The following is a 24303-nucleotide window of genomic DNA, read 5'->3' as shown; positions in this document are numbered from 1 at the left end:
GATGGACAAATGGGTGCGGGATGCTGTCGCCAGGATTAACGCGGATGCGCATCGGTCCGCCGATACGCATCTGTTCAAGCTGCATGGCCTTAGTTGCGCCGGTGTCGATATCTATCTGAAGGATGAAAGCACCCATCCGACCGGCAGCCTGAAGCACCGTCTTGCCCGGTCGCTGTTTCTTTATGCGCTGTGCAACGGCAGGATCCGCGAAGGCACACCGGTGATCGAAGCCTCGTCGGGCAGCACAGCCGTTTCGGAAGCTTATTTCGCGCAAATGATCGGCGTGCCATTCATTGCCGTGGTGCCGCAAAGCACCGCCCACAGCAAGATCGAGCAAATCCGGCTCTACGGCGGTGAACCGCATTTCGTCGCATCAGCGCCCGAGATGCACGGCGCGGCGGTGGATCTTGCCGAACAGCTCGGCGGGCATTTCATGGACCAGTTCACCTATGCGGAGCGGGCAACCGACTGGCGCGGGAACAACAACATTGCCGAAAGCATCTTCAACCAGATGGAATTCGAGCCACATCCCGTGCCGAAGATGCTTGTGATGAGCGCCGGCACGGGTGGCACGTCCGCAACGCTTGGCCGGTTTATCCGCTACCGGGGCTACGACACCGGCCTGACCGTAGTCGATCCGGAAAACTCGGTCTTCTATGATGCCTATCGTACCGGGAACCACGCTCTCACCGAAAACTGCTCAAGTCGGATCGAAGGCATTGGCCGGCCAAAGGTGGAACACTCGTTTCTGCCGGACGTCATCGACGACATGATCAAGGTGCCCGATGCCGCAAGCATTGCAACGATCCTGTGGCTGGAGAAACTGATCGGCCGCAAGGCGGGCGCTTCCACCGGCACAAATCTCTGGGGCGCGCTGCAAATCGCCGGCCGGATGATCGACAATGGCGAGACAGGCTCGATCGTCACGCTGATGTGTGACAGCGGCCAGCGTTATCTCGATACCTACTACAATCCGGACTGGGTCACGGCGAAGTTCGGCGATATCTCGCCCTACGAAGAGGAACTGGCACGCTGGGTCTAGACAAGGAGCAGGCCTGGGGAAGAAGGCAGGCCAAAGGAATGTCGTTCACTTTCACCGCAGCTAGCTCGCCACCCGCATCCTGTAGGCTTCATACGTCAGGACGTTTGCCCCGCTCTTCTTGGCTTCATACATGGCCTGGTCCGCGTGGGTGATCAGCGATTTGGCATCATCTGCATCATCGGGATAGAACGATACCCCGATGCTGATGCTGATGTTGATTTCCTTGCCCTTGATTTCCATCGGCCGCGAGACCTCCCGGTAGATGCGGGAGGCACAGGCCAGAACATCCTTCTCTTCCGCATAATCGCCGATGATCACCGCAAACTCATCCCCGCCGATCCGGGTCACGACATCCCCTTCGCGCGTGCAGCGCTTGATGGTGGAGGCAACGGCCTGGAGCAGCGCGTCCCCCACCGGATGCCCGTGGCTGTCGTTGACCGGCTTGAAGGTATCAAGGTCCAGCATCATCAGCGCAAACTTGCGGTTATCCCGGTCTGCAATGGCAACGTTTTCCGCAAGGCTCTGGCTGAAATGTGCCCGGTTCGAAAGGCCTGTCAGATGATCGGTCATCGCTAGCCGCCTGACAGCTTCTTCCGTCTTCTTCAGGCGGGTAATGTCCGAATGGGTGCCGGACATGCGCAAAGGCTTGCCGTCTTTCGTCCATTCGACCACACGTCCCCTGTCGAGAACCCAGACCCACCTGCCCTCCTTGTGGCGCATGCGAATTTCGTTGTCGTAGGCTTCCCTTGCGCCGGAAAACACCTCTGCCAGCTTCTGCTCTGATTTTTCCACATCGTCCGGATGGGTCAGCCGGTACCAGGTCTGTCGGCTGACCGGCTGCAACTCGGACAGCGAATAGCCGAGAATTTCAGCCCAGCGTTCGTTGTAGACCACCTCCCCGGTCTGAACGTTGCATTCCCAGGTCCCGACGTTGGTGCCGAAGATGATCTCCCGCAAACGCTGCTCCGAGGATCGCAGCCGCTTGTGCGCGGTGTGCCTTTCAAGCAGCAGAAAACTGACGACGACAAGCGACAAGCCAAGCGTACCAACCAGGCCGACCATCCACTGGTTCCGGGCGTGATAGGCAGAGGAAAGTTCCGCGCTCTTGCTGTCGACCATTTCCTCCAGGCGGTTCTTGTAGTGCCACAGTTCTTGTTCCCGCCGCCGGTCGTCGGAAATATCGTGCACCACGGAAAGCAAAGCCTTCCTGCCGTCGTAGTCCACCGGAGTTGAATGAACTTCCACGCTTCGAACGGAGCCATCTGCCAGCTTGTGGCGGAAGATGAAGAAATTTCGGTGTTCAGCCTTGGCAAGTTGACGTTCGGCTTCAACCTGCTCGGCGGTCAGCTGGTTGATGTTCTGAATGGACATGCTGCGCAGCGTATCCCGGTCGAACCCGTAGAAGTCTGCCGCGGCATTGTTGGCATCAAGAATGCCTCCGGTATCCGGGTCAATCAGCATCATGGTTGCACTATGACGCAGAAAAAACTGCTCATACGACAGGGATGTCTGTTCGGCCTGGGCTGGTACCGCCAGCCAGGACAAGAAGACAATCATTGCCGCTTTCTGCAGTATTTTCCCAAATTTCGTCAACATTTACCGCCTTTCGCTGCAGTAAAGCCTCATCAGATTAAATTTTCTAGAACAAAAAACTCGCAATTAGCCAACTTCCGTAATGACATGGGCATTGTTTACCCAGCGGAAAAAACAGGCAGTTATCGCTTCGCCCCATTCCGGTCCCACTCCGCCAGTATTCCGGCTTCAGATTTATGGGAGCTTTCACATGAAGCGGCGTACATTCCTGTTCGGAACCGGTCTACTGGCAGCAGGAGGCGCGTACGCGGCACACACCTTCCCCGCTTATCGGCTGCAAACCGGGTTGCAGCTCGTCAGCAAGGCACTTGCCGGACCGTCCATGCCGCCCACTGAAGCAACCGCTAACAGTTTTGCTTTGCCCAATGCATGGGCCGGACAGCTGATTGGGGCGGCAGAAAGCCAGATCGGCGTTACGGTGGTCTACGATCCGGCCTATGTCTCGCTCCCGTTTCCCAATGGCGACCTGCCGCGCGAACGCGGTGTATGCACCGATGTGGTCATCAGGGCCTATCGCGATGCCTTCGGCTACGATCTCCAGTCGGCCGTCAATGCGGACATGAAGTCGGACTTTTCGTCCTATCCAAAGATCTGGGGCCTCAAACGCCCGGACAGGAACATCGACCACCGGCGGGTGCCGAACCTGCAGACCTTCTTCAGACGAAAAGGCGCAGCTCTTCAGGTCACCGCAAACGCCAAAGACTATCAGCCGGGCGACATCGTTTCCCAGATGCTGCCCGGAAACCTGCCGCACATGGCGATTGTCAGTCACCGTGCCTCCGCAGACGACGAACGGCCGATGGTGGTCCACAACATTGGTGCTGGAACGCAGCTGGAAGACCGGCTGTTCGATTTCGAAATCACCGGCCACTACAGGTTCAAACCCGCCTGACGCTCCAGGGCTGAAGTTTGCCTTTGACGCGGGTCACCCCTCCGTAAGCGTCATTAGAATGTCCGCATACCAGGCGCAATTGAGGCCTAGCGCCTCATCCAGCACGAGATCGCGCGTGCCGACGTCGAGGCGGGCGGAGTGAACGCCAAGCAGTTTCCACGGCAGTTCGCTTGCGGTGCCTTCCGCATTGCGCATGACGACCGGAGCCCCACTTGTGCCGCGATGCGTCCGGGCATCGGTCAGGAAATAGCCCATGCCCTGAAACCGAAAGCCGAAGGAGGAAGCCACGACCGCGTGGCGGACCACCGGCATGTGATGGAGCGTGTCATGAAACCCGAGCGGAAAACCGACAACCAGGATGGATGATCCGATCTCGACATGCTCTTGCGGGTCACTCAGGTGTTCCGGCCCGAAGGCCCGATAGACGATATTTTCAGGTAGTGCCGACCGGTCAATCTCGATCACGGCAACGTCGATATCGCCTGCGGCATCCTCTCCCTGGCGCCAGAGGCTTTTGCCATCCCGGAAAAGCGGGATCGAAAAAGCGATGGAGTCGGCCAGGTTTTCAGGATCGTTGTGGAGTTCGATTTCGATACGGGAGGGATGATGCCCGCTTGCCTCATCCACCATGACATGCCGGCTGGTAACGAGAAACAGGCGCTCATCACGCGCAAAGAAAAAGCTGCTGGCGTTCGTGAGATAGGTCTGGTCATCAAAGGTGGAAATACGGGGCGAGGTCAGCAGGACAGCGTCGATCATCGTCAATCGGTTCTCCAAAAATAGCGGGAAGCCTTGCACACATGGACAGGCTGCTTGCTCAGCCAGCATAGGGCAGTATCGGGAAAACGACAGAGCTCCGGGTTTTGTTCCCGTCAGGAGACTTGCGCGGTGCCAGAAACCTGCGGTGGCCGGGAAGCGGCCCAGGCCCCCTTGTCGCGCAGATCCAGAATTACCTCGCGCAGCAACGCGTGCACCGCTTCCAGCGCCCGCGTCACCGGTCGTCCACCCGGCGACATCAGATGAGCCCCGCGCCAGAGCCCCGGTGCGGCGATGCGGCTGACACGAAGGGAACCTGCTGCCACCTCCTCCGTCACCGCGTAGAGCGGCAGGATCGACGGGCCAAACCCGGCGGCCACCAGGCGTTTGATGTTGTTGAAGGAGTCGATTTCCATCGCGATCTCAGGTGCAAAGCCCTGCGCCTGGAACGTCCGGTCTATCAGCACCCGCAAACCGTGCGCTCCGCTTGGCAGCACCATTGGCACTTTGTCGAGTGCCTCCATGTTCATTTCCAGCGGACGTTCGGCATCGGCAGGCCACAGAACCACAAGCTCTTCTTCAAGCAATAATTCAGACCGGATACGTGCATCCTTGGAACGGCTGTAAAGCACGGCAAGATCGATCTTGCCTTCGCTCAGCCAATCACCAACGAAACCGCTCATGGCCTCGGTAATGTTGAGCGTGATCCGCGGAAAGCGCTCACGTGCCGCCAGGATCAGCGGCAGCGACACCATGGCGCTGATCGTGCCCGGCAGGCCGATCCGCACGATGCCGGACGGATCGGTTTCCAGATTGCGGATATCGTCTTCCGTGCGCGCCAGATCCTCGAGAATTGCCCGCGCCCTTTGCAGCAGCAGCTCTCCCGCCTCCGTGGGCGTGACACCGGAGCGGCTGCGCGTCAGCAGCCTGGTCCCAAGCTGCTCTTCCATGTTCTTCAGGTGCAACGACAGGGCCGGCTGCGCCACATGCAGGCTTTCGGCAGCCCGGGTGAGCGAACCCTGCGCGACAATTTCCTGAAAATAACGGAGTTGGCGAATGTCCATGGCAACAAGTTACCATATGAAAATTATATGGTAACTATCCAAAACATATATTTGTTCAATAGCAATTCAGCGGCTTAACTGCGGTCAACGAACACGCAAGACGAAAAGCCCACATGACAAGCCAACCTGATAGCTACCAGGACATTCGCGACGGCATCCGCGCGCTATGTGCCCAGTTTCCCGCCGAATACCACCGCAAGATCGATGAGGCCCGCGCCTATCCGGAAGAATTTGTCGACGCCCTGACACGCGAAGGCTGGATGGCCGCACTTATCCCGGAGGACTACGGCGGATCCGGCCTCGGGCTCACCGAAGCTTCGGTTATCATGGAAGAAATCAACCGTGCGGGCGGCAATTCCGGCGCTTGTCACGGCCAGATGTACAACATGAACACGCTCGTGCGGCATGGCTCGAAAGAACAGCGGCTGAAATATCTGCCGAAGATCGCAAGCGGCGAATTGCGGTTGCAGTCCATGGGCGTGACCGAGCCGACGACGGGCACGGACACCACCAGGATCAAGACCACCGCCGTGAAGAAGGGCGACCGCTATGTCGTCAACGGCCAGAAGGTCTGGATCAGCCGTGTGCAGCATTCCGACCTGATGATCCTCCTGGCGCGCACAACGCCGCTCGCCGACGTGCAGAAGAAATCGGAAGGCCTTTCGATCTTCCTGGTCGATATCAGGCAAGCCATGAAATCGGGCATGGAGGTTCGCCCGATCCTGAATATGGTCAACCACGAGACCAACGAGCTCTTCTTCGACAACCTGGAAATCCCGGAAGAAAATCTCATCGGCGAGGAAGGAAAAGGCTTCAAATACATCCTTACCGGCCTCAACGCCGAACGCACGCTGATTGCCGCCGAATGTATCGGCGATGGCTACTGGTTCACCGACAAGGTGACCGACTATGTGCGCGAACGGGAAGTCTTCGGCCGTCCCATAGGCCAGAACCAGGGCGTCCAGTTCCCGATCGCCGAAGCCTATATCGAGATCGAGGCCGCCAACCTGATGCGCTACAAGGCCTGTAGCCTGTTCGATGCCGGCGCTCCCTGCGGCGCGGAGGCAAACATGGCCAAATACCTGGCCGCAAAGGCAAGCTGGGAAGCGGCGAATGCCTGCATCCAGTTCCATGGCGGCTTCGGTTTTGCCTGCGAATATGACGTCGAGCGCAAGTTCCGCGAGACGCGGCTCTACCAGGTGGCACCAATCTCCACCAACCTCATCCTTTCTTATGTTGCCGAGCATGTGCTTGGCCTGCCGAGGTCGTTCTGATGGTGCTGCCGCTGGAAGGATTGAAGGTCGTCGCCATCGAACAGGCGGTGGCCGCCCCCTACGCCACGTCCCGGCTTGCGGATGCCGGAGCGACAGTCACCAAGGTCGAACGGCCCGAGGGTGATTTTGCCCGGGGGTATGACGACGTTGCCAAGGGCCAGTCGAGTTACTTTGTCTGGTTGAACCGGGGCAAGGACAGCATCACGCTGGATCTTGGTTCCGACACGGGCAAGGAAAAGCTGGCGCAGCTGATCGCAGACGCCGATGTCCTGATCCAGAACCTCAAGCCTGGCGCCTTGGCGCGCCTTGGTTTTGATCCGGACAGGTTGGTTGTGGATTATCCGCGCCTTATTACCTGCTCCATCAGCGGTTTCGGCGAAACCGGGCCGATGGCCGACCGCAAGGCCTATGATTTGCTGATCCAGGCCGAAACCGGTCTTTGTTCGATCACCGGCGGGCCGAACGAACCTGCGCGTGTCGGCATCTCCCTTGTCGACATCGCCACCGGGGCAACGGCCTATACCGCCATTCTGGAAGCCCTGATCCAGCGTGGGATCACCGGCAAGGGCACGCAGATCTCGGTCTCCATGTTCGATGTTCTTGCCGACTGGCTGACCGTCCCCCTTCTCAACCATGAAGGCGGCAAGAGCCCCCAGCGGGTCGGCCTCGCCCATCCTTCGATTGCGCCCTATGGCGTCTTCCAGCCAAAGGAAGGTCCGGCAATTCTGATCGCCATTCAAAGCGACCGGGAATGGAGGACCCTTTGCAGCGACTTCATCGGAAAACCCGAACTCGGCACCGATCCAAGGTTCGCAACAAACGTCGCACGTGTGAACAATCGCAGGCAAACGGATGCCGCTGTTGGCGAAGCCTTTGCGAAAATTGATGCCGAAACGGCCATCAGGTTGTTGACGGATGCCAATATCGCATTGGCCTCGGTCAACGATATGGAAGGCCTGTCGACCCATCCGCACCTGAGGCGTATCACTGTCGACAGCCCGAATGGCCCGGTCTCCTTCCCCGCCCCCGCCGCCATCTTTTCGGGCGAACCGCGCAGCTACGGCCCAGTCCCGGCCCTCACCCCCCTGGAGGCGTGATCATGGACCTCGACATCGACCACCTGCGCAGCTGGATAGGGCGCGAAGACAGCGCCTCGGAGGTCTTGAGCCCCGCACTGGTTCGCCAGTTCAACGCGACCTTTGACCGGACATCAGGTGAAGCTCCGGGTGATATCGCGCCGCTGCTGATCCATTTCTGTCTTGCTCAGCCGGCCGTTCAGACAGCCGGTCTGGGACCGGACGGTCATGCGGCCCGTGGCGGCTTCCTGCCGCCCGTGCCCCTGCCCCGGCGCATGTGGGCAGGCGGCGAGTTCACCTTCCAGGGTGACATCCGGATTGGCGAAGAGGTCCGGCGGGTGTCAACCGTCAGGGATGTGGTCCTGAAACAGGGCCGCACCGGGCCACTCTGTTTCGTCACGGTCAATCATGAAGTCACTTCTGACGGCCGACCTGTCTTGAACGAGCGTCAGGACATCGTCTACCGGGAGGCGCAGAACGGTACGGGCATGAAGACGCCCCCGGCGCCTGCACCGGCTGGAGACGACGTCATGCAGGTCACGCCATCGGCTGCCTACCTCTTCCGCTATTCGGCCATGACCTTCAACGGGCACCGCATCCACTACGACAAGGACTATGTCCGCGACGTGGAGGGCTATCCAGGGCTTATTGTTCACGGTCCCTTGCAGGCAACACTGCTTTGCCAGTTCGCGGCCGATCTCAAGGAAAGAGCACCGAAAACCTTCCGGTTTCGAAGTCTGTCGACCATATTCGACACGGCGGACTTCACGGTGAACGCGCAAACGGAGGGAGAAACCATGAAGCTCTGGACCGCGCAGCTTGGCGGCCCGGTTGCCATGGAGGCGACGGCGGCATGGTAACGGCAGTCAGGACACCTCTGTTCGTGCCGGCAAATCGACCCGACCGGTTCCCCAAGGCAGCCGCAACCGAAGCCGACGCGATCATCCTGGATCTGGAAGACGCGGTCCCCGCATCGGAGAAAGAGGCCGCCCGCACCAATCTGACAACCGGCTTCACCGAAAAACCAGTCATCGTGCGCATCAACGCCGTTGGAACTTCGTGGCACCCGGAGGATGTCATGGCTCTTCGCAAGCTGGCACCGGATGCCGTCATGCTGCCGAAGGCGGAAGCTCCCGGAGAGATTGCCACGCTCCACACTGCCCTGGGTGGCTCGGTCCCGGTTATCGCGCTCATTGAAAGTGCCAGGGGACTTGCCAATGCCAGGAGCATTGCAAGCACCGATGGGGTGGTTCGACTGGCTTTCGGGTCTATCGACTATTGCGCCGATCTTGGCTGCGCGCATTTGAAAGACGTGCTCTTGCCCGTTCGCTCCGAACTGGTTCTGGCGTCCCGGCTTGCCGGCATCGCGGCCCCGATCGACGGCGTCACTGCACAGCTCGACAACCCTGCGCAGACATTTGAAGACGCCTCCCATGCACGGGATCTCGGTATGACCGGCAAACTCTGCATTCACCCAAGACAGCTTGCCGAGATCAAACGCGCCTTCGCCCCGAGCCTCGATGAAATCGAGTGGGCCAGGCGTGTTCTCGCCTCGGGTGATGGCGCAGCCAATGTCGATGGCGCAATGGTCGACGAGCCGGTCCGCATCCGTGCCCGGACAATCCTCGCCTCCGCGCAGGAGGCCGATGCATGAGCCTGCCGCAGATCGTCCTGATCCCGGGGCTTCTGAACGATGCGGATCTCTGGCGGGATCAGATCACAGGTCTCGCCAACATCGCTCGCCCCCGCGTTGCCGACATAACACGCGGTAGTTCGCTTGGGGCTCTGGCGGAAATGGTTCTGGCCACCAGCGAGGACCGCTTTGCACTGGCCGGGTTTTCGCTCGGCGGTATCGTCGCTCAGGAAATCCTGCGCCGCGCCCCGGAACGCGTGACCCATCTCGCCCTCCTCGACACCACCATGCTGCCTGACACGCCGGAACGCGCGGCAGAGCGCGAACAGCTGATTGCCCAGGCGTCGAAACCTGGCCGTTTCCACGGTTTCGGCAGAAAACTCGCCCAGTCCTATCTTGCCCCGGAAAACCGGGACAATGCCGACATGATCAATCGGGTTCGTGCCATGACGCAGCGCCTTGGCCCGGACGTCTTCATTCGCCAGACCCGCATTGCTCGCCCCGACAGCCGTGCGTCACTCACCGGCATCACCTGCCCGACACTGGTGTTGTGTGGCGATCATGATCAGTTGACGCCGCCGGAGCTCCATCGGTCCATGGCCAGCCTGATCCCGGCAGCGGACCTTGTCGTCCTGGAACACAGTGGCCACCTGACACCGCTGGAAGAGCCGGAAAATGTTACTGATCACCTGAAACGCCTGCTCCAGCGCCACCCTGTCAGGAAGTGACAGCAGGCAATTGAAATTCTAGCGTGCACCGGGTGATTTATACCTATATCTTTCCCGAAAATTAGTCGGGAAAGTTTTTGAATGCCAACGATTTACCAGCTGAAGTCCCGTTTTCAGGACCTGCTTCGCCCTGTGTGCAGATCGCTTGCCGCAAACGGGGTGACAGCCAATCAGGTAACCCTGGCCGCGCTTGGCCTGTCGATTGGCGAAGGCCTTCTGCTCTGGATCTTTCCCGGCGCTTTCCTGCCGCTGATCCTGCTGCCGCTGGTTCTGTTCATCCGCATGGGCCTCAATGCGATCGACGGCATGCTCGCGCGGGAACACGACCAGAAATCCGACCTTGGCGCGGTGCTCAACGAACTGGGCGATGTGCTGTCAGACGCTGCGCTCTACCTACCCTTTGCACTCCTGCCTTTTGTCGATGGGCCGATTGTCGTCGGACTGGTCGTGCTTGCCGTCATCGGCGAAATGACCGGCGTGATCGCAGTCCAGATCGGTGCAAGCCGCCGGTATGACGGCCCCTTCGGCAAGAGCGATCGAGCAGCCCTGTTCGGTCTTTGCGGGTTCCTGATGGCCTTTGGACTGACCACGCCTCTCCTTTATCAGATCCTTTTCAGTGTCGGGCTGGCGCTGTCCGCGGTTACCATCTTCAACCGCGCCAGGGCGGCAATCAGGGAGAAACAATCCGCATGAACCTCCTGACCATCCATTGGGCCCTGATCGGCATCTGGGCCGTGCTGTGTTTTGCCAGCGCCATCGTCTTCGTGATTTCGAAACGCTCCGCCAAGAACATGAGCGAACTGGTTCAGCGCACCGTCAGCTGGTGGGTGATGGTGGCGATCTTCACCGTCTCCTTCCTGGTCAGCAACACGGTCTCGATCATTGTTTTCGCCCTCATCAGCTTCCTGGCGCTGAAGGAGTATTTTTCGATGATCCCCACCCGCCGGGCTGACAGGCGGGTGCTGTTCTGGGCGTATCTGTCGATCCCCGTGCAGTACTTCTGGGTCTACGACAGCTACTATGGCATGTTCGCGGTGTTCATCCCGGTCTACATGTTCCTGTTCCTACCCTTCGTCAGCCTTCTGACCCAGCAGACCGAGGGCTTCCTGCGCGCTGTCGGCACCCTCAACTGGGGGCTAATGCTATGCGTCTTCTCCATCAGCCACGCGGCTTTCCTCCTGATCCTGCCGGCGACCGAGGCCAACAGCACCGGTGGTCCTGGCCTGCTGCTGTTCCTCCTGTTCCTGACCCAGTTCAACGACGTTGCCCAATACACCTGGGGCAAACTGTTCGGCCGTCACAAGATCATTCCGGGCGTCAGTCCCAACAAGACGTGGGAAGGCTTTCTTGGCGGCGTTGCAACCACTTTCGTTCTGTCCCTTCTGACCGCACCGCTGGTCACGCCCTTTGACATGATCCACGCCGCTGCCGCCGGCCTGCTGATCCCGGTCGCTGGGTTCGTTGGAGATGTCACCGTCTCGGCCCTGAAGCGAGATCTCGGCGTCAAGGACACCGGCAGTCTTATTCCCGGTCATGGTGGCATCCTCGACCGGATCGACAGCCTGACCTATACCGCGCCGCTGTTCTTCCACTTCACCCGCTATTTCTATTACTGAAGGGGGATGTCAGGATGACCGCTCCCATTCTGCGCACGCAGTCGGCAGGCTTCTCTTTCTCTCTTCTCCAAGCCCACGCGCCTCTCCTCTCGTCATCCCGGCCAAGCGCAGCGCGAGCCGGGATCGGGGAGCCACTAGATCGGCTGAAAGGTGCAGCCACTGATCATGCGCCTGGGTTCCCCGGCCCCGGATCTCCGCTTCGCTGCGTCCGGGGTGACCGAGGAGAGGACGACACTGGAACAAGCGCTCGATCGTCAGCATTCAGGAACCTCCGTTGATGCTCCAGAAGATCTTCTACATTTTCGTCAAGGTCGCGGTCCTGTTCCTGCTCGGGCTGAACGTGCGTCGCAAGGAACTGCTGCCGGCCAACGGTCCGGCCATTATCGTTGCCAACCACAACAGCCATCTGGATACGATGGTGCTGATGGCCTTGATGCCCCTGTCGAAGCTGAAGGACATCAAGCCGGTTGCGGCGGCAGATTACTTCTTCTCGTCACCACTCAAGGCATGGCTGTCGGAACATGTCCTCGGCATTATCCCGGTGGAGCGTGGCCGGAAAGAGAAGAACGTCGACCCGCTGGAAGGCTGCTACGAAGTTCTGCGTCAGGGCAAGGTTCTGATCCTGTTTCCGGAAGGTTCACGCGGCGAACCGGAACAGATGACGGATCTCAAGAAAGGCGTTTCCTTTCTTGCCGAACGGTTCCCGGAAGCACCGGTCGTGCCCGTCTTCACCCATGGTCTCGGCAAGGCCTTGCCGAAGGGATCGTTCCTGCTGGTGCCGTTCTTCTGCGATATTTTCGTTGGGGAACCAATCACTTGGAACGAGGACCGGACTCATTTTATGACCGGACTGAAGGAGCGCTTTAACGCTCTCTCGACGGAAAAAACCTTTGCATCTTGGGAATAGTAAGTTGGCACTTTTCTGCCTGGCTGCGCTCTGGAGCTTTGCCGAGGCAACGCTGTTCTTCATCGCTCCCGATGCGCTTTTGAGCATCATCGCGCTTCGCTCTCTGGGCAAGGCCATGATAGCGGCGCTTCTGGCATCCTTCGCGGCCGCGTTCGGCGGTCTGCTGGTCTGGACCTGCGCACAGCATTTTCCGGAAGAAACGCTTCAGGTGCTGCTGCTTGTGCCCGGGATTTCGGGATCAACATTTGAAATGGCCAGGCAACTGCTGCAGGCAGGCCTGTTCGAGGGATTGCTCGGGGGAGCCTTCAGCGGCATCCCTTACAAGGTTCTTTCGGCTGAAGCGGGCTACGCCTCGATCCCCGCACAATCGCTTTTTCTTGTCTCGCCGGTGGCGCGGCTACCAAGGTTTGTCCTTGTCGCCTTGATTTCCTGGTCAGTGTCCCGGCTTGTCGGCGCCCGTCTCAGCGACAGGAGAAAGCTCGCCCTTTGCCTTGCGGTCTGGCCATTTGTCTATGCCAACTATTTTCTCACCGCGGGCTGGTGAGCGGGCAAGCCCCCCCCCTCATCCCACTTGTGACAGCAGCACCCCGCCAAGAGCCGCCGTCAGCAGCACCCAGATCAGCCCCATGTGAAACCGCAGGAGCAACAGGCCACACAGGGCCGCGAGGACCGGCACGCGCCAGTCGAGGCTGGCAAGGTCCGGGATCCAGAGTGTCACGACACCCCACTTTGTCGCCGTGACCTCTTCGAAGAAGACATGCAGCGCGAACCAGACCGACAGATTGAGCACGACGCCGACCACCGCCGCAACGATGGCCGAAAGTGCCGACTTTAGCCTCGGCTGCGCCGAGATCCATTCGATGTAAGGCGCTCCGGCAAATATCCAGAGAAAACAGGGAGCAAAGGTCGCCCAGAGCGCAACCAGCCCCCCTGCGAGGCCAAGCAGAAGCCCACCTTCGTGAAATGCCGCCAGAAAGCCGACGAACTGGGTCACCAGAATGAGCGGCCCCGGTGTTGTTTCCGCCAGGCCCAGCCCGTCCATCATTTCACCTGCGCTCAGCCAGCCGTGAATGGCGACGACGTCCTGGGCCATATAGGCAAGCACCGCATAGGCGCCGCCAAAGGTGACGACAGCGAGCTTTGAAAAGAACCAGCCGATATCCGCCAGCAAGGGCACGTTGCCGGCCAGATCCAGCAGCGCCAGCGGCGCGAGCCAGATGAAGGCCCAGAGAAACACCGTGCGGAGCGTTTTCGCAATCGGCCTGCCAATCGCAACACCAGGCTCACCGTGGCTTTCAGTCTGCGCAGTGCTGAACGCAGCACCGTAAAGCCCGGCAGCCAGAACAATCAGCGGGAACGGCAGAGCCAGAAAGAAAATTCCGACAAAGGCCAGAGCTGCAATGACCCATTGCCGCCTGATGGTGAGTGCACGTCTGGAAAGGCGCAGCAATGCCTCCAGAACCACGATCAGGACGGCCGCCTTGATGCCCAGAAACAGCTGACTGACCAGCGGCACATTGCCGAAGGTTCCGTAAACCGCGGCAAGTGCGAAAATTGCGAGTGCGCCGGGAACGACAAACAGAAGGCCCGCCAGCAGGCCACCGGTAACGCCGCGCAGCTTCCAGCCACAGTATGTCGCAAGTTGCATGGCTTCCGGCCCCGGCAGCAACATGCAGAACCCGAGAGCGTTGACGTAGCTTTTTTCCGAAAGCCAGCCGGTCTCATCAACCAGCTTGCGGTGCATCAGCGCGATCTGTGCAGCCGGACCGCCGAAAGACAGCAGACCAATGCTGCCAAAGACGGATATCAGCCGCCGCCAGGATGCTTCCAGGTCGAAAGCTGTTCCATCCTTGCCCGGAGCGCCTTCACCAGATGCATGATGTGCGGTCAACGTGTCAGCCCTTTTCGTCGCAGACAGCCTGTCGTGACCTTCCTCTAGCGCATTCGGGATCGAAGGGTAACTGCAATCCTTACCCGAATGCCGTCAGACCTGAACCGGCGCAACGCATTTGCAGGCGGCAACGCCCAGATCCTGTATCAAGCGCTATCCCTTGACCGGATAGCGGTCAGGCTCCTCGAAGACATCGATCACCTTGGTTCCGGCCTTGATGATCGCACTGTGCTCCGCCCCGCTGGGAATATCGTAGATAGCGCCCGGACCCATCGTCCTTGTTTCACCAGCGATGGTGAATTCGATCTCGCCGCTCGGGACAGTGCCCCATTGCGCCAGATGCGAATGCGGCGGCAGGACCATGTCCTTCACGAAATCGAAAAAAACGACCAGTCCGGCGTAAGAGCGCACTGCGTAGGATCTGACAACGTCCTCGGGAAAGGGAACATCGAGAGCGGGAAACTTTCGGATGAAATCTGGAAGCTGCATGGACCTCTTGCCTCAAACGGATGGTGTTGAGGCAAGTCTGGACCAGGTCGGCCTATCCGTTCAAGACATCCTTCACAGTCGTCGCAAGCTGCTTCAGCGTGAAAGGCTTGGGCAGGAAGAAGAACTGCTCACCAGGAGGCAGGTTTTCCTCGAAGGCGTCCTCGGCATAACCGGACACGAAGATGATCTTGAGGTCCGGCCGGGTCTTGCGCAGCTCGACCAGAAGCGTCGGCCCGTCCATTTCCGGCATGACCACATCGGAGACCACGAGGTCGATCTTGCCGTCTGTCTCTTCCATGACCTCCAGCGCCTCGTTGCCCGAGCCCGCCTCGTAGACGGTGTAGCCACGCGACGCGAGGGCACGGGCGCCAAAGGCACGCACGGCCTCCTCGTCTTCCACCAGCAGGATTGATGCGGACCCGGTCAGATCCTTGACCTTTTCCGGCTCGACTTCCTTCGGTTCCGGCTTTTTCTTCTCCACGACCTTCGGAATGTGACGCGGCAGGAAAAGACGGAACGTCGTGCCGACATCGACTTCGGAGGTACAGAAGATGAAACCGCCGGTCTGTTTGACGATGCCGTAAACCGTCGACAGGCCAAGGCCAGTTCCCTTGCCGACTTCCTTGGTGGAGAAGAACGGATCGAAGATCTTCTCCATCACGTCGGGCGGAATGCCGTGGCCCGTGTCGTCCACCTCGACAAGGGTGTACTCGCCCGGTGGCATGCCGCGGATGTTGTCGAACTGAGTGCTTTCGGCTTCGTTGACGTTGCGCGTGCGGATGGTCAGACGGCCACCGTCGGACATTGCATCGCCCGCGTTTACCGCCAGGTTGACGATCACCTGCTCCAGCTGGTTCAGGTCGGCCATGACCGGCCACAGGTCCCGGCCGTGGATCACCTTCAGTTCCACCTTCTCGCCCAGCAGGCGGTCAAGCAGGATGGAGAGATCTGCCAGAACGTCGTTCAGCTCCAGTTGCTGCGGACGCAGCGTCTGACGACGAGAGAAGGCCAGAAGCTGCCGCACGAGGCCGGCCGCACGGTTGGCGTTCTGCTTGATGTTCATGATGTCCTGGAAGGACGGATCGGTCGGCCTGTGGCTGGCCAGAAGCAGATCCGAGAAGCCGATGATCGCGGTCAGGACGTTGTTGAAGTCATGCGCGACCCCCCCTGCCAGCTGGCCGATGGCCTGCATCTTCTGGCTCTGGGCGAACTGGGCTTCCAGGGCTCGCTGCTGGGTGGTTTCAAGCGCGTAGACGATGGCGGCTTCGCCGTCACCCTCACCTTCCTGCACTGCGGAGACGTAGAAGGTTGCTGAACGCGGGTCATTGCCCTCGACCAGCGGAATGTCTATCGGCGCAATCTCGCCGATCCCGTTGGCAGCAGCCTGGAGAGATTTCGCCAGTTCCTGCCGTCCGCTCTCGGCCACATAAGCCTCCAGCTTGGGAGATTCGTCATCCGTGTCGACCGCACCGAACAGCTTCAGGAACGGCGCGTTGGTTCTCAGGACCCGGCCTTCCTTGTCGAGCGAGGCAATGGCGATCGGCGTGTTGTTGAAGAAACGGGCAAAGCGGACTTCCGCCGCCCGAAGCGCCTCGGAGGCTTCCTCACCGCGAGACCTGTTGAGAACCAGTGTACGGCTGTCACCCGGCTGGCCGTTTTCGCCGAAAGGTACACGGTGGAGCAGTCGCACCGGCAGGCCGCGTCCGTTGCGGGTGACGAAGTCGAGATCAAAGGTTTCGCTCTTGACCTCGCCCGCCTGCCCCTTGATCGAGCGGATCAGCTCGGTGCCGTCGCCGCGCACGATGCTCGAAAGATCAAGGTCGCCCGCATCGAACTGGGCAAGATCGTAGCCAAGCCAGTCGGCCAGGGTGGCGTTGAGATAGACGATGCGGCCTTCCGCATCGCAGGAGAAGAAACCGGCCGGCGCGTGATCCAGGAAATTGATGACGCGCTGCAGTTCCTGAAACGAGTTTTCCTGTTCGGCCCGGTCGCGGGTGATATCGGCCAGCTGCCAGACCGCCATAGGCTTGCCACCGCCGCGTTCCTTCGACACCTGCAACGGGCGGATCGACACCCGATACCAGCGCGCAGCGCCGTCGGCCCTGCCGAGCGGGAACGGCATGCGGATCTCTTCTTGCGCCCTGCGGCTGTCGCGCATGGCCTGGGACAGGCGGAAAATGGCGTCGGCGGCATCCGGATCAGAGGAAAACACACGCTCGACCACACGGATGTCGGCAGCGGTTTCAGCGCCGGTCAGATCCGCATAGGCCTTGTTGGCATAGACAAGCCGGCCGTCCAGATCTGTAATAAGCGCTCCGTCCTCAAGGGTATCGACAAAAGCGGAGGCAAGCGGATTGGCTTCGCCAGGGCGGGCTGACAGGCGCAGAAAGCCTATGGCTCCGGCAAACAGGCAGAAAACCCCGACGACGGCCAGGATACCGAGCAGCGCAAGAATAAACGGCTGTGCTACTTCGCGGTCCATGACCGCAAAGGCAGCAGCAGCGCCGACGAGCAGCAGTGCGAGACCTATGAGAAGGCCTATATTACCGGAACGTTCCGGGCGGCTGATCATCGGCCCGCTCGGCGTCCCGTCCATGTCACTCATCAATCCTGTCTCCCGGGCCCGATTCGGTTCTTGAAGGGGCCGTACATAAGCATTCTGTGCTTAATAGCCGATTTCAACTGATATGCGACCAAGTCCTGTTGAAATTCACCTGTTTGCCGCGGACTTTTTCAGTCCGCTATCCTTGAGAGCAACTTAGTTGGCACGCCAGGATGCCCGCTTGCGCATGCGGAAGACGAAGCCGATGACTTCGGCAACAGCCTTGTAGTGTTCTTCCGGAACTTCCTGGTCGATCTCGACCGTCGCATAAAGCGCGCGGGCCAGAGGCGGATTTTCGACGACCGGAATATCGCTTTCCTTGGCGAGCTCACGAATTTTGAGCGCGACCGCATCGGTACCTTTCGCAAGGCAGAGCGGTGCTCCCATGCCTTCTTCATATTTCAACGCCACAGCATAGTGCGTCGGGTTGGTGACGACCACTGTGGCCTGAGGCACCGCCGCCATCATGCGCTTGCGCGACCGCTCCATGCGTAGCTGCCGGATCTTGCCCTTGATCTGCGGATCACCTTCGGTCTGTTTGTATTCTTCCTTGACCTCGCGCAGGGACATCTTCTGCTTGTTGAACCATTTGTTGCGCTGGTAGATGAAGTCGGCCGCGGCAACCACCGTCATCACAGCCAGCACGGCAGCCAGAAGCTGCAGGATCAGGATCCTTGCCTCTTCCAGGATGATGTTCGTATCGGCGAACACCATAACTTCCGCTTCGTCGCGGTGCGGCCACATCACCGCCACCATGATGGCGCCGACAACGGCGATCTTCACCATTCCCTTGGCAAAGTTGACAAGACTGTCGGCGGAAAACAGCCGCTTGAAACCGGAGGCAGGTGAAACCTTCGAGAATTTCGGCTTGATCGTTTCCGCGGTCAGCAGTGGCTGGTGCTGGACGAGATTGCCCGCCACAGCCATGATCACCAGCGCCAGCAGCGGAATGCCGACGATAAGAGCCACCGACTGCCCCGTGTCCCGCCACAGGGCTTTCAGCGCGTAGCCGTCCACCGCAATCTGGTGGGCATGCTCCATGTAGCCCTTCATCAACTCGCCTAGCGACACGGCAGTGCTGGGCGCGAAAATGGCAATCATCAGCGTCGCACCGGCCAGTGTGAACCAGGTGCTGACTTCCTGAGATTTCGGTACGTCCCCCTTGTCATGCGCCTCTTTCAGGCGCTTGTGCGTGGGGTCCTCTGTTTTTTCCGAGTCGTCGGTATCGTCAGCCATAGCGCAGCGCTACCCCACGATGAACTTGCCGAGCGATTCCTGAAAATGATCCAGATAGAACATCATCAGTGTCGCGATCAGCACCATGAGCAGAAACAGCCCGATCGCGATATTCACGGGCATGGCGATAAAGAAGATCTGCATCTGCGGCATCAGCTTGTTGAGCAGGCCGAGGCCGAAATAGAAAACCAGACCGACAACCAGAAAAGGCGCGCTCATGCGCACCGCGATGGAAAACACATGCGCAACGGTTTCCGTTGCGTTCTGTGAAAAGTCCCCGACCGGCGGAGCAAGGCCAGGCGGAAAGATCGTGAAACTGTCGTGGAGCGCCGCGATCACCAGGAAGTGGCTGTCGCTGACGAAGACCAGCGTAATACCGAGAATGGACAGGAAGTTGCCGAACAGCGCCCCCTGCTGGCCCTGGTTGGCGAAATCCGTCCCAAGCGCGAAGGCAAGGCCGGACTGGTTGGCCATGATCATGCCGGCGATCTGCAAGACGGACGTGATCATCTTGGCGCACAGGCCGATACCGAATCCGATGGCCAGTTCTCCGAAGAGGAGCGCAATCATGCGATAGGTATTGGATGTCAGGTCGACAGGGTAATACTGCGAGCCGACGGGGTAGAGTACAATCGTCAACGCCAGGGCAATGGTCAGCCGAAACCGTGTCGGGATCGTGCTTTCGCCCAGAGCCGGCAGCAACATGACCATCGTGCCCATACGTGCGAACATCAGCATGAAGATGGCTGCGATGTTCGGCAGATAATCGAGCTGTATGGTCATGAAGGTCCACGTCCTAACCGGTGGTCAGGATCATTTCGGCAACCCTGCCCATGAAGGCCTCCAGAACCTGGCTCATGAAGGGCAGCGCAATCAGGATCGTCACGAAGATCGCGAGGATCTTGGGAACGAATACCAGCGTCATTTCCTGGATCTGCGTCAGAGCCTGGAACAAGGCGATGACGACACCCACCAACAGACCGATGACCATGACCGGTCCGGCCACCAGGATCATGGTCCAAACGCCTTCACGGGCGAGATCGAGAACTTCACCAGCGGTCATCAAAGGCCCCCTTGCCGCATCGGATCAGATCGGCATCCGCATGATTTCCTCATAGGCGGAAATCACTCGATCGCGAACGGCGACCATCGTTTCCAGAGCAACTTCCGTTTCGGCGATCGCGGTGACAACGTCGACCACGTCAGCCTTGCCCTCGACAAGGCCGACTGCCTTGTCATCTGCGACACGGCCCTTGTCGACGACACCGCCGACAGCCTCTTCCACCAGCTTGGTAAAGTCGAGACCGGCAGCTTCGGGAGCGCCCGCCTTGTCCTCGATCGCACGCGCCTGCTGCTGCAGCTTGGCGGCCATCTGGTAGGCATTATTTGCGATCGACGGAGTAGACATGACTAAGGCTCCCTTCCCGGATTAGGACTGCCGCTCAGGCGCGCAGGATGTCGATGGTCCGCTGCAGCATCCGCCGCGTGGAATCGATGACGTTCAGATTGGCTTCATAGGATCGCTGCGCTTCGCGCATGTCCGTCGTTTCGATCAGCGTATTGACGTTGGGCTGCAGCACGTAACCGTTGGCATCGGCCGCCGGGTGACCGGGCATGTGCACCGACCGGAAGTCCGTATTGTCTTCCGCGATCTTGCCCAGCTCGACCATGTCGGCGCCCATTTCCCTGTCGAAATGGCTCTTGAAGGTGGGAATCTTGCGCCGGTACGGCAGTTCTTCAGGCGTCTTGGCGGTGGAGTTCGCATTCGCGATGTTTTCCGCGATGATGCGCATGCGCCCGTTCTGAGCTCTCAACCCGCTTGCCGAGATGAACAGGGATTTGATCAGGTCCATGTTATCGGTCCTCTAGCTTGTGCTGCCTTGCCTCATACACTCTTGGAAAGCGCGGTCCGGATCAGACCGAGCCCCTTGGTGTAAAGCGTTGTCGCAGCCTGGTAATCCATCTGGTTCTCGGTGATGTGCATCATCTGCTCTTCCAGATTGACGCTGTTGCCGCTCGGCGTGACTTCGAAGGTGTCGTCTTCCTCGATCTTGGCCGAACCGGTATTTCCCAGCTTCCCGGGGATGTGCCCGGCCACCGTCGTCGTCGTCGCCAGGTTCAGTGACTGCCGCCCGATGTGATCCTTGAAGGTATATTCCTTCACGTCCCGCGCCATGTATCCGGGCGTATCCGCATTGGCGATGTTCTGCGCCAGCACGCTCTGTCTCGTCTGGTGCCACTGCATCTTGGATTTCAATGCCTGGAACAGCGGCAGATCCGTTATGGCCATTCCGATTCACCATTCGTTAACCAACCCGGCAATGATTGCCGTTCAAATGGTTAATGAAAAGTTAACAGCCATTTACCTCTTCCGGCCCAAACCCTTCAAAAACCAGTGGAGGAGGCAACTTTCCTTTGCATTTCGCAAAAAGAGAGGCGCCGCCAACAGGCAAAATTTGCCTGCCTCTGTTAACTTTAAGTCCTAGAGAGATTCGAAGCAGATCAGCAAGCGGCTGAACCGGTGCCGACGGGGCAAAACACTCCCGCCGCAACGGGGAAAAACAAAAAAGCCGAGAGGTTTGCGAGACAGGAGCCTGCACAGGCTCAACCGCCGGAATTACTGGGGATAAAGGCAAACCTCCCCAATTGAGGCAAAAAACCGGAGTAACCGGCACACGCGATCAAACCGCAAGCGGGGCGGCACGAGGGTAAGATGTATAACTGGATTGAGACCACATTCAACGTGAGCGGGGGCATCACGCAGGCTATTGCAGTCATCCTGGCTTTGGCCGTCGTGCTGCTGCTGTTCGGACTGTTTATTTTCATTCTGAAGCGCCTGATGGGGGCAAGCGCTCCACAAAGCCGCAACCGGCAGCCCCGGATTGCCATCATGGACAGTGCTTCTGTCGACGCTCGCCGCCGGCTGCTGCTCATTCGCCGGGACAATATCGAGCATCTCATCCTGGTTGGCGGCCCGAGCGACGTTGTGGTGGAACAGAATATCGTTCGCAACACCCCGCTGGCCCAGGCCCGGCCCGGACAACCGTCTCCCTCGAACCTGCCGATGCCGGTCAAGGCCGCGGTCGCCCCCGGACCGGAGATCCCGGCCCGGCCCGACGACTTCCTCGAAGAACAGGAAGTTGCAGCACCCGCAGTCCAGGCACGTACGCCAGTTCCGTCTGCCGCGCCGTTAGCGCAGCCGTCTTCACCGGCACCACAACAGGCCGCTCCGGCACCGCAACCTGCCGCTCCGGCGGCACAGCCATCCGCACCGGCCGCGCCTTCGTATCAGGCACCGGCCACCCCGGTTGCCACGCCGGCAGCCCCCAGTGTGAGTTCGGCTGCACCGCAACGCAATTATTCGGAACCCGCTCCCTCCCGGCTTACCGCCACGCGTGCGGCCGAGAGTGCTCCGGCAACCGTACAAGCCCCGACGCCCCCGGCCCAACAGGCAACGCCACCAAAGACCACCCCTGACAAGCCGGAAAGCGGTGGAGGACTGGGCCGCGCGAGTGATCTGCTACGTGCCGCCACTCAGAACGGCTTCAACCGGGCCGCTTCGAAACCAGCCGCTCCCGCGCCTGCTTCGCCGGAAGTTTCGCCTCCGCGAAGCACCGACGAAGGCAAGGTCGACATTGCTGCTGCCCTGGAAGCTGAGATACAGGCGAGTGAACCTGCAACAGCATCCGTAAAGGCGCCGGAAGTGCGCCCTGCCGTTCCGGCTCCCTCTGCCCCGCAGGAAAGCAAGACAGCTTCCACATTGAAGTCCCTGGCACGCCCCTTCACGGCCCGTGACCGGCCTTCCTATGGCGGAACGATCTCCCCGCCCGCTTCCGGACCGGCGGCACGTGCCAAAACCGCTCTCTTGAAGCCTGTTGAGCAGGTTCTGCCGGAGCACAAGGTGGAGCCGGTGCTCGTTGCCGCAACCTTGACCGCAGCATCCGCACCTCAACAGGCCCCGACGCAGGAAGCACCGGCGGAAGAAAGCATGCCGAAACCGGACCAGCCCGCCGACCTCGGCCAGGCGATGGCGGACACGGTGGACGAAAGCGTGCAGATGGCCGATGCACAACTCTCTTCAAGCGATGTTTCAGAGCCCGAAGTGACGGAAGCAATCGAACCTGCCGACGTCACGGCGGATGATGAAGCCCGGACAGCGGCTTCCGTAGAAGAGGAAGGTGCCACAGCCGAAACGCAGTCGGTCGCAGAAGCCGCCCCTTCCAGGGAACTCTCGCTGGATATCGGCGATCTCCTGGAAGACGTGCCGGAAGCGTCCACCCCGGCTCAGGACAAACCCGAAGCGTCTTCCGCTGCGGAAATGCCAACTGACGAGGCATCTGCCGACGAGGCTGAAGAGACGCAGGAAGAAACCACAAGCGCTACCGCGACGGTCGCGCCGTCTGCCGCGGCATCGGTAGCAGCTCCTGCCCCTGTAACCGGCGGTCCGGTGACGAGCTCTGCGCCACCGGTCAAGGCGCCTGTCAGGCCTTCCGCCGGTTTGGGCGACAGAAATCCCATCGAGGAAGAAATGGCGAAGATCCTGGACGAACTGGGTGGACAGTCAAACGGATGATGCGCTTGCAATCGCTCCTGCGGCCTGGCGGTCTGATCCGCCTGATGCTTTTGCTGACCGCACTGCTCGCGGTTCTGGCCGGACCGGCTGCGGCGCAGGAAATCTCGGTCGGTTTTGGCGATGACACCACCTTGACGGAACGCGCCGTCCAGATGGTTGTCCTTCTGACCATCCTGTCGCTGGCGCCTTCCATTCTCGTCATGGTGACAAGCTTCACCCGTATTGTGGTGGTACTGTCGCTCTTGCGGTCTGCTATTGGCCTGCAGACGGCCCCGCCCAACATGGTGATGGTCAGCCTTGCACTGTTCCTGTCGGCCTTCATCATGATGCCTACCTTGCAGGCTTCCTATGATGCAGGCGTTCAACCGCTCATCGACGGGGACATAGAATTCGAGCAGGCCTACGAGCGCGCCTCCGATCCGTTCCGGACGTTCATGCTGTCCCAGGTCCGCGAAAAGGATCTCGCCCTGTTCGAGGAACTCTCCGGCAGAGAAGAAGCACCGGAAGGCCCGGAAGACCTTTCCATGGCCACGCTCATTCCCGCTTTCATGATCTCCGAACTGCGGCGTGCTTTCGAGATCGGCTTCCTGCTCTACCTGCCGTTTCTCATCATCGACCTCGTGATCGCATCCGTCTTGATGTCCATGGGTATGATGATGTTGCCGCCGGTGGTAATCTCTCTTCCGTTCAAGCTGATCTTCTTCGTGCTTGTCGATGGCTGGAACCTGGTGGCAGGCTCCCTGGTCAAGAGCTTCGGCGGCGGCTGAAGCACCCGGCCAAGTCGTTAAAAGTAGAAGAAAATTAAGATAGGACTGTAATAGTTACAGCCGTGCGGGCCCGAACTGTGCCCCTTCGTTAATAGCGGCAGGACAGTGTTAAGAGAACAATTAGAACAGCTCGCCCGGATCAAAGAACCAGAGGCGAGATCAAA

General features: G+C 59.8%; 25 protein-coding genes. 13 read left to right on the top strand and 12 right to left on the bottom strand.

Annotation, left to right across the window (positions count from 1 at the left end; genetic code table 11):
• Position 1: 1 nt before the first annotated feature.
• A complete protein-coding gene (locus FIV05_RS16330; protein ID WP_152510287.1) occupies positions 2-1042 on the top strand; it encodes a PLP-dependent cysteine synthase family protein in 1041 nt (346 codons plus the stop codon).
• 60 nt (positions 1043-1102) lie between these two features.
• On the opposite strand, the gene FIV05_RS16325 is transcribed toward FIV05_RS16330, so the two are convergent.
• Complete coding sequence (locus FIV05_RS16325; RefSeq protein WP_173013868.1) at positions 1103-2599, bottom strand: sensor domain-containing diguanylate cyclase; 1497 nt, start codon at positions 2597-2599, stop codon at positions 1103-1105.
• Between the two features lie 226 nt (positions 2600-2825).
• On the opposite strand from FIV05_RS16325, the gene FIV05_RS16320 reads away from it, so the two are divergent.
• A complete protein-coding gene (locus FIV05_RS16320; protein ID WP_152510285.1) occupies positions 2826-3527 on the top strand; it encodes a DUF1287 domain-containing protein in 702 nt (233 codons plus the stop codon).
• 33 nt (positions 3528-3560) lie between these two features.
• Here the strand turns inward: FIV05_RS16320 and FIV05_RS16315 are convergent, their stop codons facing one another.
• A complete protein-coding gene (locus FIV05_RS16315) occupies positions 3561-4286 on the bottom strand; it encodes a serine protease (protein WP_152510284.1) in 726 nt (241 codons plus the stop codon).
• 113 nt (positions 4287-4399) lie between these two features.
• Positions 4400-5347: a LysR family transcriptional regulator gene (locus tag FIV05_RS16310; protein ID WP_152510283.1), complete on the bottom strand. Its 948-nt coding sequence runs from the start codon at positions 5345-5347 to the stop codon at positions 4400-4402.
• A 113-nt stretch (positions 5348-5460) separates the two neighbouring features.
• Between FIV05_RS16310 and FIV05_RS16305 the strand changes: the two genes are divergently transcribed.
• The 9 genes from FIV05_RS16305 to FIV05_RS16265 all read left to right on the top strand — a co-directional run bounded on the left by FIV05_RS16305 (position 5461) and on the right by FIV05_RS16265 (position 13125).
• Positions 5461-6621, top strand: coding sequence for an acyl-CoA dehydrogenase family protein (locus FIV05_RS16305; protein WP_152510282.1), 1161 nt, complete (start codon positions 5461-5463; stop codon positions 6619-6621).
• On the top strand, positions 6621-7718 hold the full coding sequence (locus tag FIV05_RS16300) for a CaiB/BaiF CoA-transferase family protein (protein WP_152510281.1): 1098 nt from the start codon (positions 6621-6623) through the stop codon (positions 7716-7718). The genes FIV05_RS16305 and FIV05_RS16300 overlap by 1 nt, the downstream gene beginning before the upstream one ends.
• A gap of 2 nt (positions 7719-7720) precedes the next feature.
• A complete protein-coding gene (locus FIV05_RS16295; RefSeq protein WP_152510280.1) occupies positions 7721-8557 on the top strand; it encodes a MaoC family dehydratase N-terminal domain-containing protein in 837 nt (278 codons plus the stop codon).
• The gene (locus FIV05_RS16290) at positions 8551-9351 is read left to right on the top strand and encodes a CoA ester lyase (RefSeq protein WP_152510279.1); all 801 of its coding nucleotides are present in this window, start codon (positions 8551-8553) and stop codon (positions 9349-9351) included. The genes FIV05_RS16295 and FIV05_RS16290 overlap by 7 nt, the downstream gene beginning before the upstream one ends.
• Positions 9348-10058 carry an alpha/beta fold hydrolase gene (locus tag FIV05_RS16285; RefSeq protein WP_152510278.1) on the top strand — a complete coding sequence of 237 codons (711 nt, stop codon included), beginning with the start codon at positions 9348-9350 and terminating at the stop codon, positions 10056-10058. Before FIV05_RS16290 ends, FIV05_RS16285 begins: the two co-directional genes overlap by 4 nt.
• A gap of 81 nt (positions 10059-10139) precedes the next feature.
• Positions 10140-10751 carry a CDP-alcohol phosphatidyltransferase family protein gene (locus tag FIV05_RS16280; protein ID WP_152510277.1) on the top strand — a complete coding sequence of 204 codons (612 nt, stop codon included), beginning with the start codon at positions 10140-10142 and terminating at the stop codon, positions 10749-10751.
• Entirely contained in the window at positions 10748-11674 is a 927-nt protein-coding gene (locus FIV05_RS16275) for a phosphatidate cytidylyltransferase (protein WP_152510276.1), read from the top strand. Before FIV05_RS16280 ends, FIV05_RS16275 begins: the two co-directional genes overlap by 4 nt.
• 277 nt (positions 11675-11951) lie before the next feature.
• Positions 11952-12581, top strand: coding sequence for a lysophospholipid acyltransferase family protein (locus FIV05_RS16270; RefSeq protein WP_152510275.1), 630 nt, complete (start codon positions 11952-11954; stop codon positions 12579-12581).
• Positions 12582-12585: 4 nt separating this feature from the next.
• Positions 12586-13125, top strand: a complete 540-nt coding sequence (locus tag FIV05_RS16265) for a hypothetical protein (RefSeq protein ID WP_062488279.1) — start codon at positions 12586-12588, stop codon at positions 13123-13125.
• Between the two features lie 18 nt (positions 13126-13143).
• Here the strand turns inward: FIV05_RS16265 and chrA are convergent, their stop codons facing one another.
• The 9 genes from chrA to flgB all read right to left on the bottom strand — a co-directional run bounded on the left by chrA (position 13144) and on the right by flgB (position 21089).
• Complete coding sequence (gene chrA / locus FIV05_RS16260; RefSeq protein WP_152511953.1) at positions 13144-14412, bottom strand: chromate efflux transporter; 1269 nt, start codon at positions 14410-14412, stop codon at positions 13144-13146.
• 213 nt (positions 14413-14625) lie between these two features.
• The gene (locus FIV05_RS16255) at positions 14626-14961 is read right to left on the bottom strand and encodes a cupin domain-containing protein (RefSeq protein ID WP_152510274.1); all 336 of its coding nucleotides are present in this window, start codon (positions 14959-14961) and stop codon (positions 14626-14628) included.
• Between the two features lie 52 nt (positions 14962-15013).
• Positions 15014-17566, bottom strand: a complete 2553-nt coding sequence (gene cckA / locus FIV05_RS16250) for a cell cycle histidine kinase CckA (RefSeq protein ID WP_023000728.1) — start codon at positions 17564-17566, stop codon at positions 15014-15016.
• A 153-nt stretch (positions 17567-17719) separates the two neighbouring features.
• A complete protein-coding gene (gene flhB / locus FIV05_RS16245; protein WP_152510273.1) occupies positions 17720-18799 on the bottom strand; it encodes a flagellar biosynthesis protein FlhB in 1080 nt (359 codons plus the stop codon).
• 9 nt (positions 18800-18808) lie between these two features.
• The gene (gene fliR, locus FIV05_RS16240) at positions 18809-19582 is read right to left on the bottom strand and encodes a flagellar biosynthetic protein FliR (protein WP_152510272.1); all 774 of its coding nucleotides are present in this window, start codon (positions 19580-19582) and stop codon (positions 18809-18811) included.
• Between the two features lie 13 nt (positions 19583-19595).
• On the bottom strand, positions 19596-19862 hold the full coding sequence (gene fliQ / locus FIV05_RS16235) for a flagellar biosynthesis protein FliQ (protein WP_023000725.1): 267 nt from the start codon (positions 19860-19862) through the stop codon (positions 19596-19598).
• A gap of 24 nt (positions 19863-19886) precedes the next feature.
• Complete coding sequence (locus tag FIV05_RS16230) at positions 19887-20207, bottom strand: flagellar hook-basal body complex protein FliE (RefSeq protein WP_031269190.1); 321 nt, start codon at positions 20205-20207, stop codon at positions 19887-19889.
• A gap of 34 nt (positions 20208-20241) precedes the next feature.
• Positions 20242-20652 (bottom strand): flagellar basal body rod protein FlgC, encoded by a 411-nt coding sequence (gene flgC, locus FIV05_RS16225; RefSeq protein ID WP_023000723.1) that lies wholly within the window; start codon positions 20650-20652, stop codon positions 20242-20244.
• 32 nt (positions 20653-20684) lie between these two features.
• A complete protein-coding gene (gene flgB / locus FIV05_RS16220) occupies positions 20685-21089 on the bottom strand; it encodes a flagellar basal body rod protein FlgB (RefSeq protein WP_023000722.1) in 405 nt (134 codons plus the stop codon).
• 423 nt (positions 21090-21512) lie between these two features.
• On the opposite strand from flgB, the gene FIV05_RS16215 reads away from it, so the two are divergent.
• Both FIV05_RS16215 and fliP read left to right on the top strand, forming a co-directional pair.
• Positions 21513-23372, top strand: a complete 1860-nt coding sequence (locus tag FIV05_RS16215) for a flagellar biosynthetic protein FliO (RefSeq protein WP_152510271.1) — start codon at positions 21513-21515, stop codon at positions 23370-23372.
• A gap of 44 nt (positions 23373-23416) precedes the next feature.
• The gene (gene fliP, locus FIV05_RS16210) at positions 23417-24139 is read left to right on the top strand and encodes a flagellar type III secretion system pore protein FliP (protein WP_031269188.1); all 723 of its coding nucleotides are present in this window, start codon (positions 23417-23419) and stop codon (positions 24137-24139) included.
• Positions 24140-24303: the final 164 nt, after the last annotated feature.

It is taken from the genome of Labrenzia sp. THAF191a, assembly GCF_009363335.1.
Classification (GTDB): domain Bacteria; phylum Pseudomonadota; class Alphaproteobacteria; order Rhizobiales; family Stappiaceae; genus Roseibium; species Roseibium algicola.
This window is presented reverse-complemented; position numbering and strand designations above follow the sequence as displayed.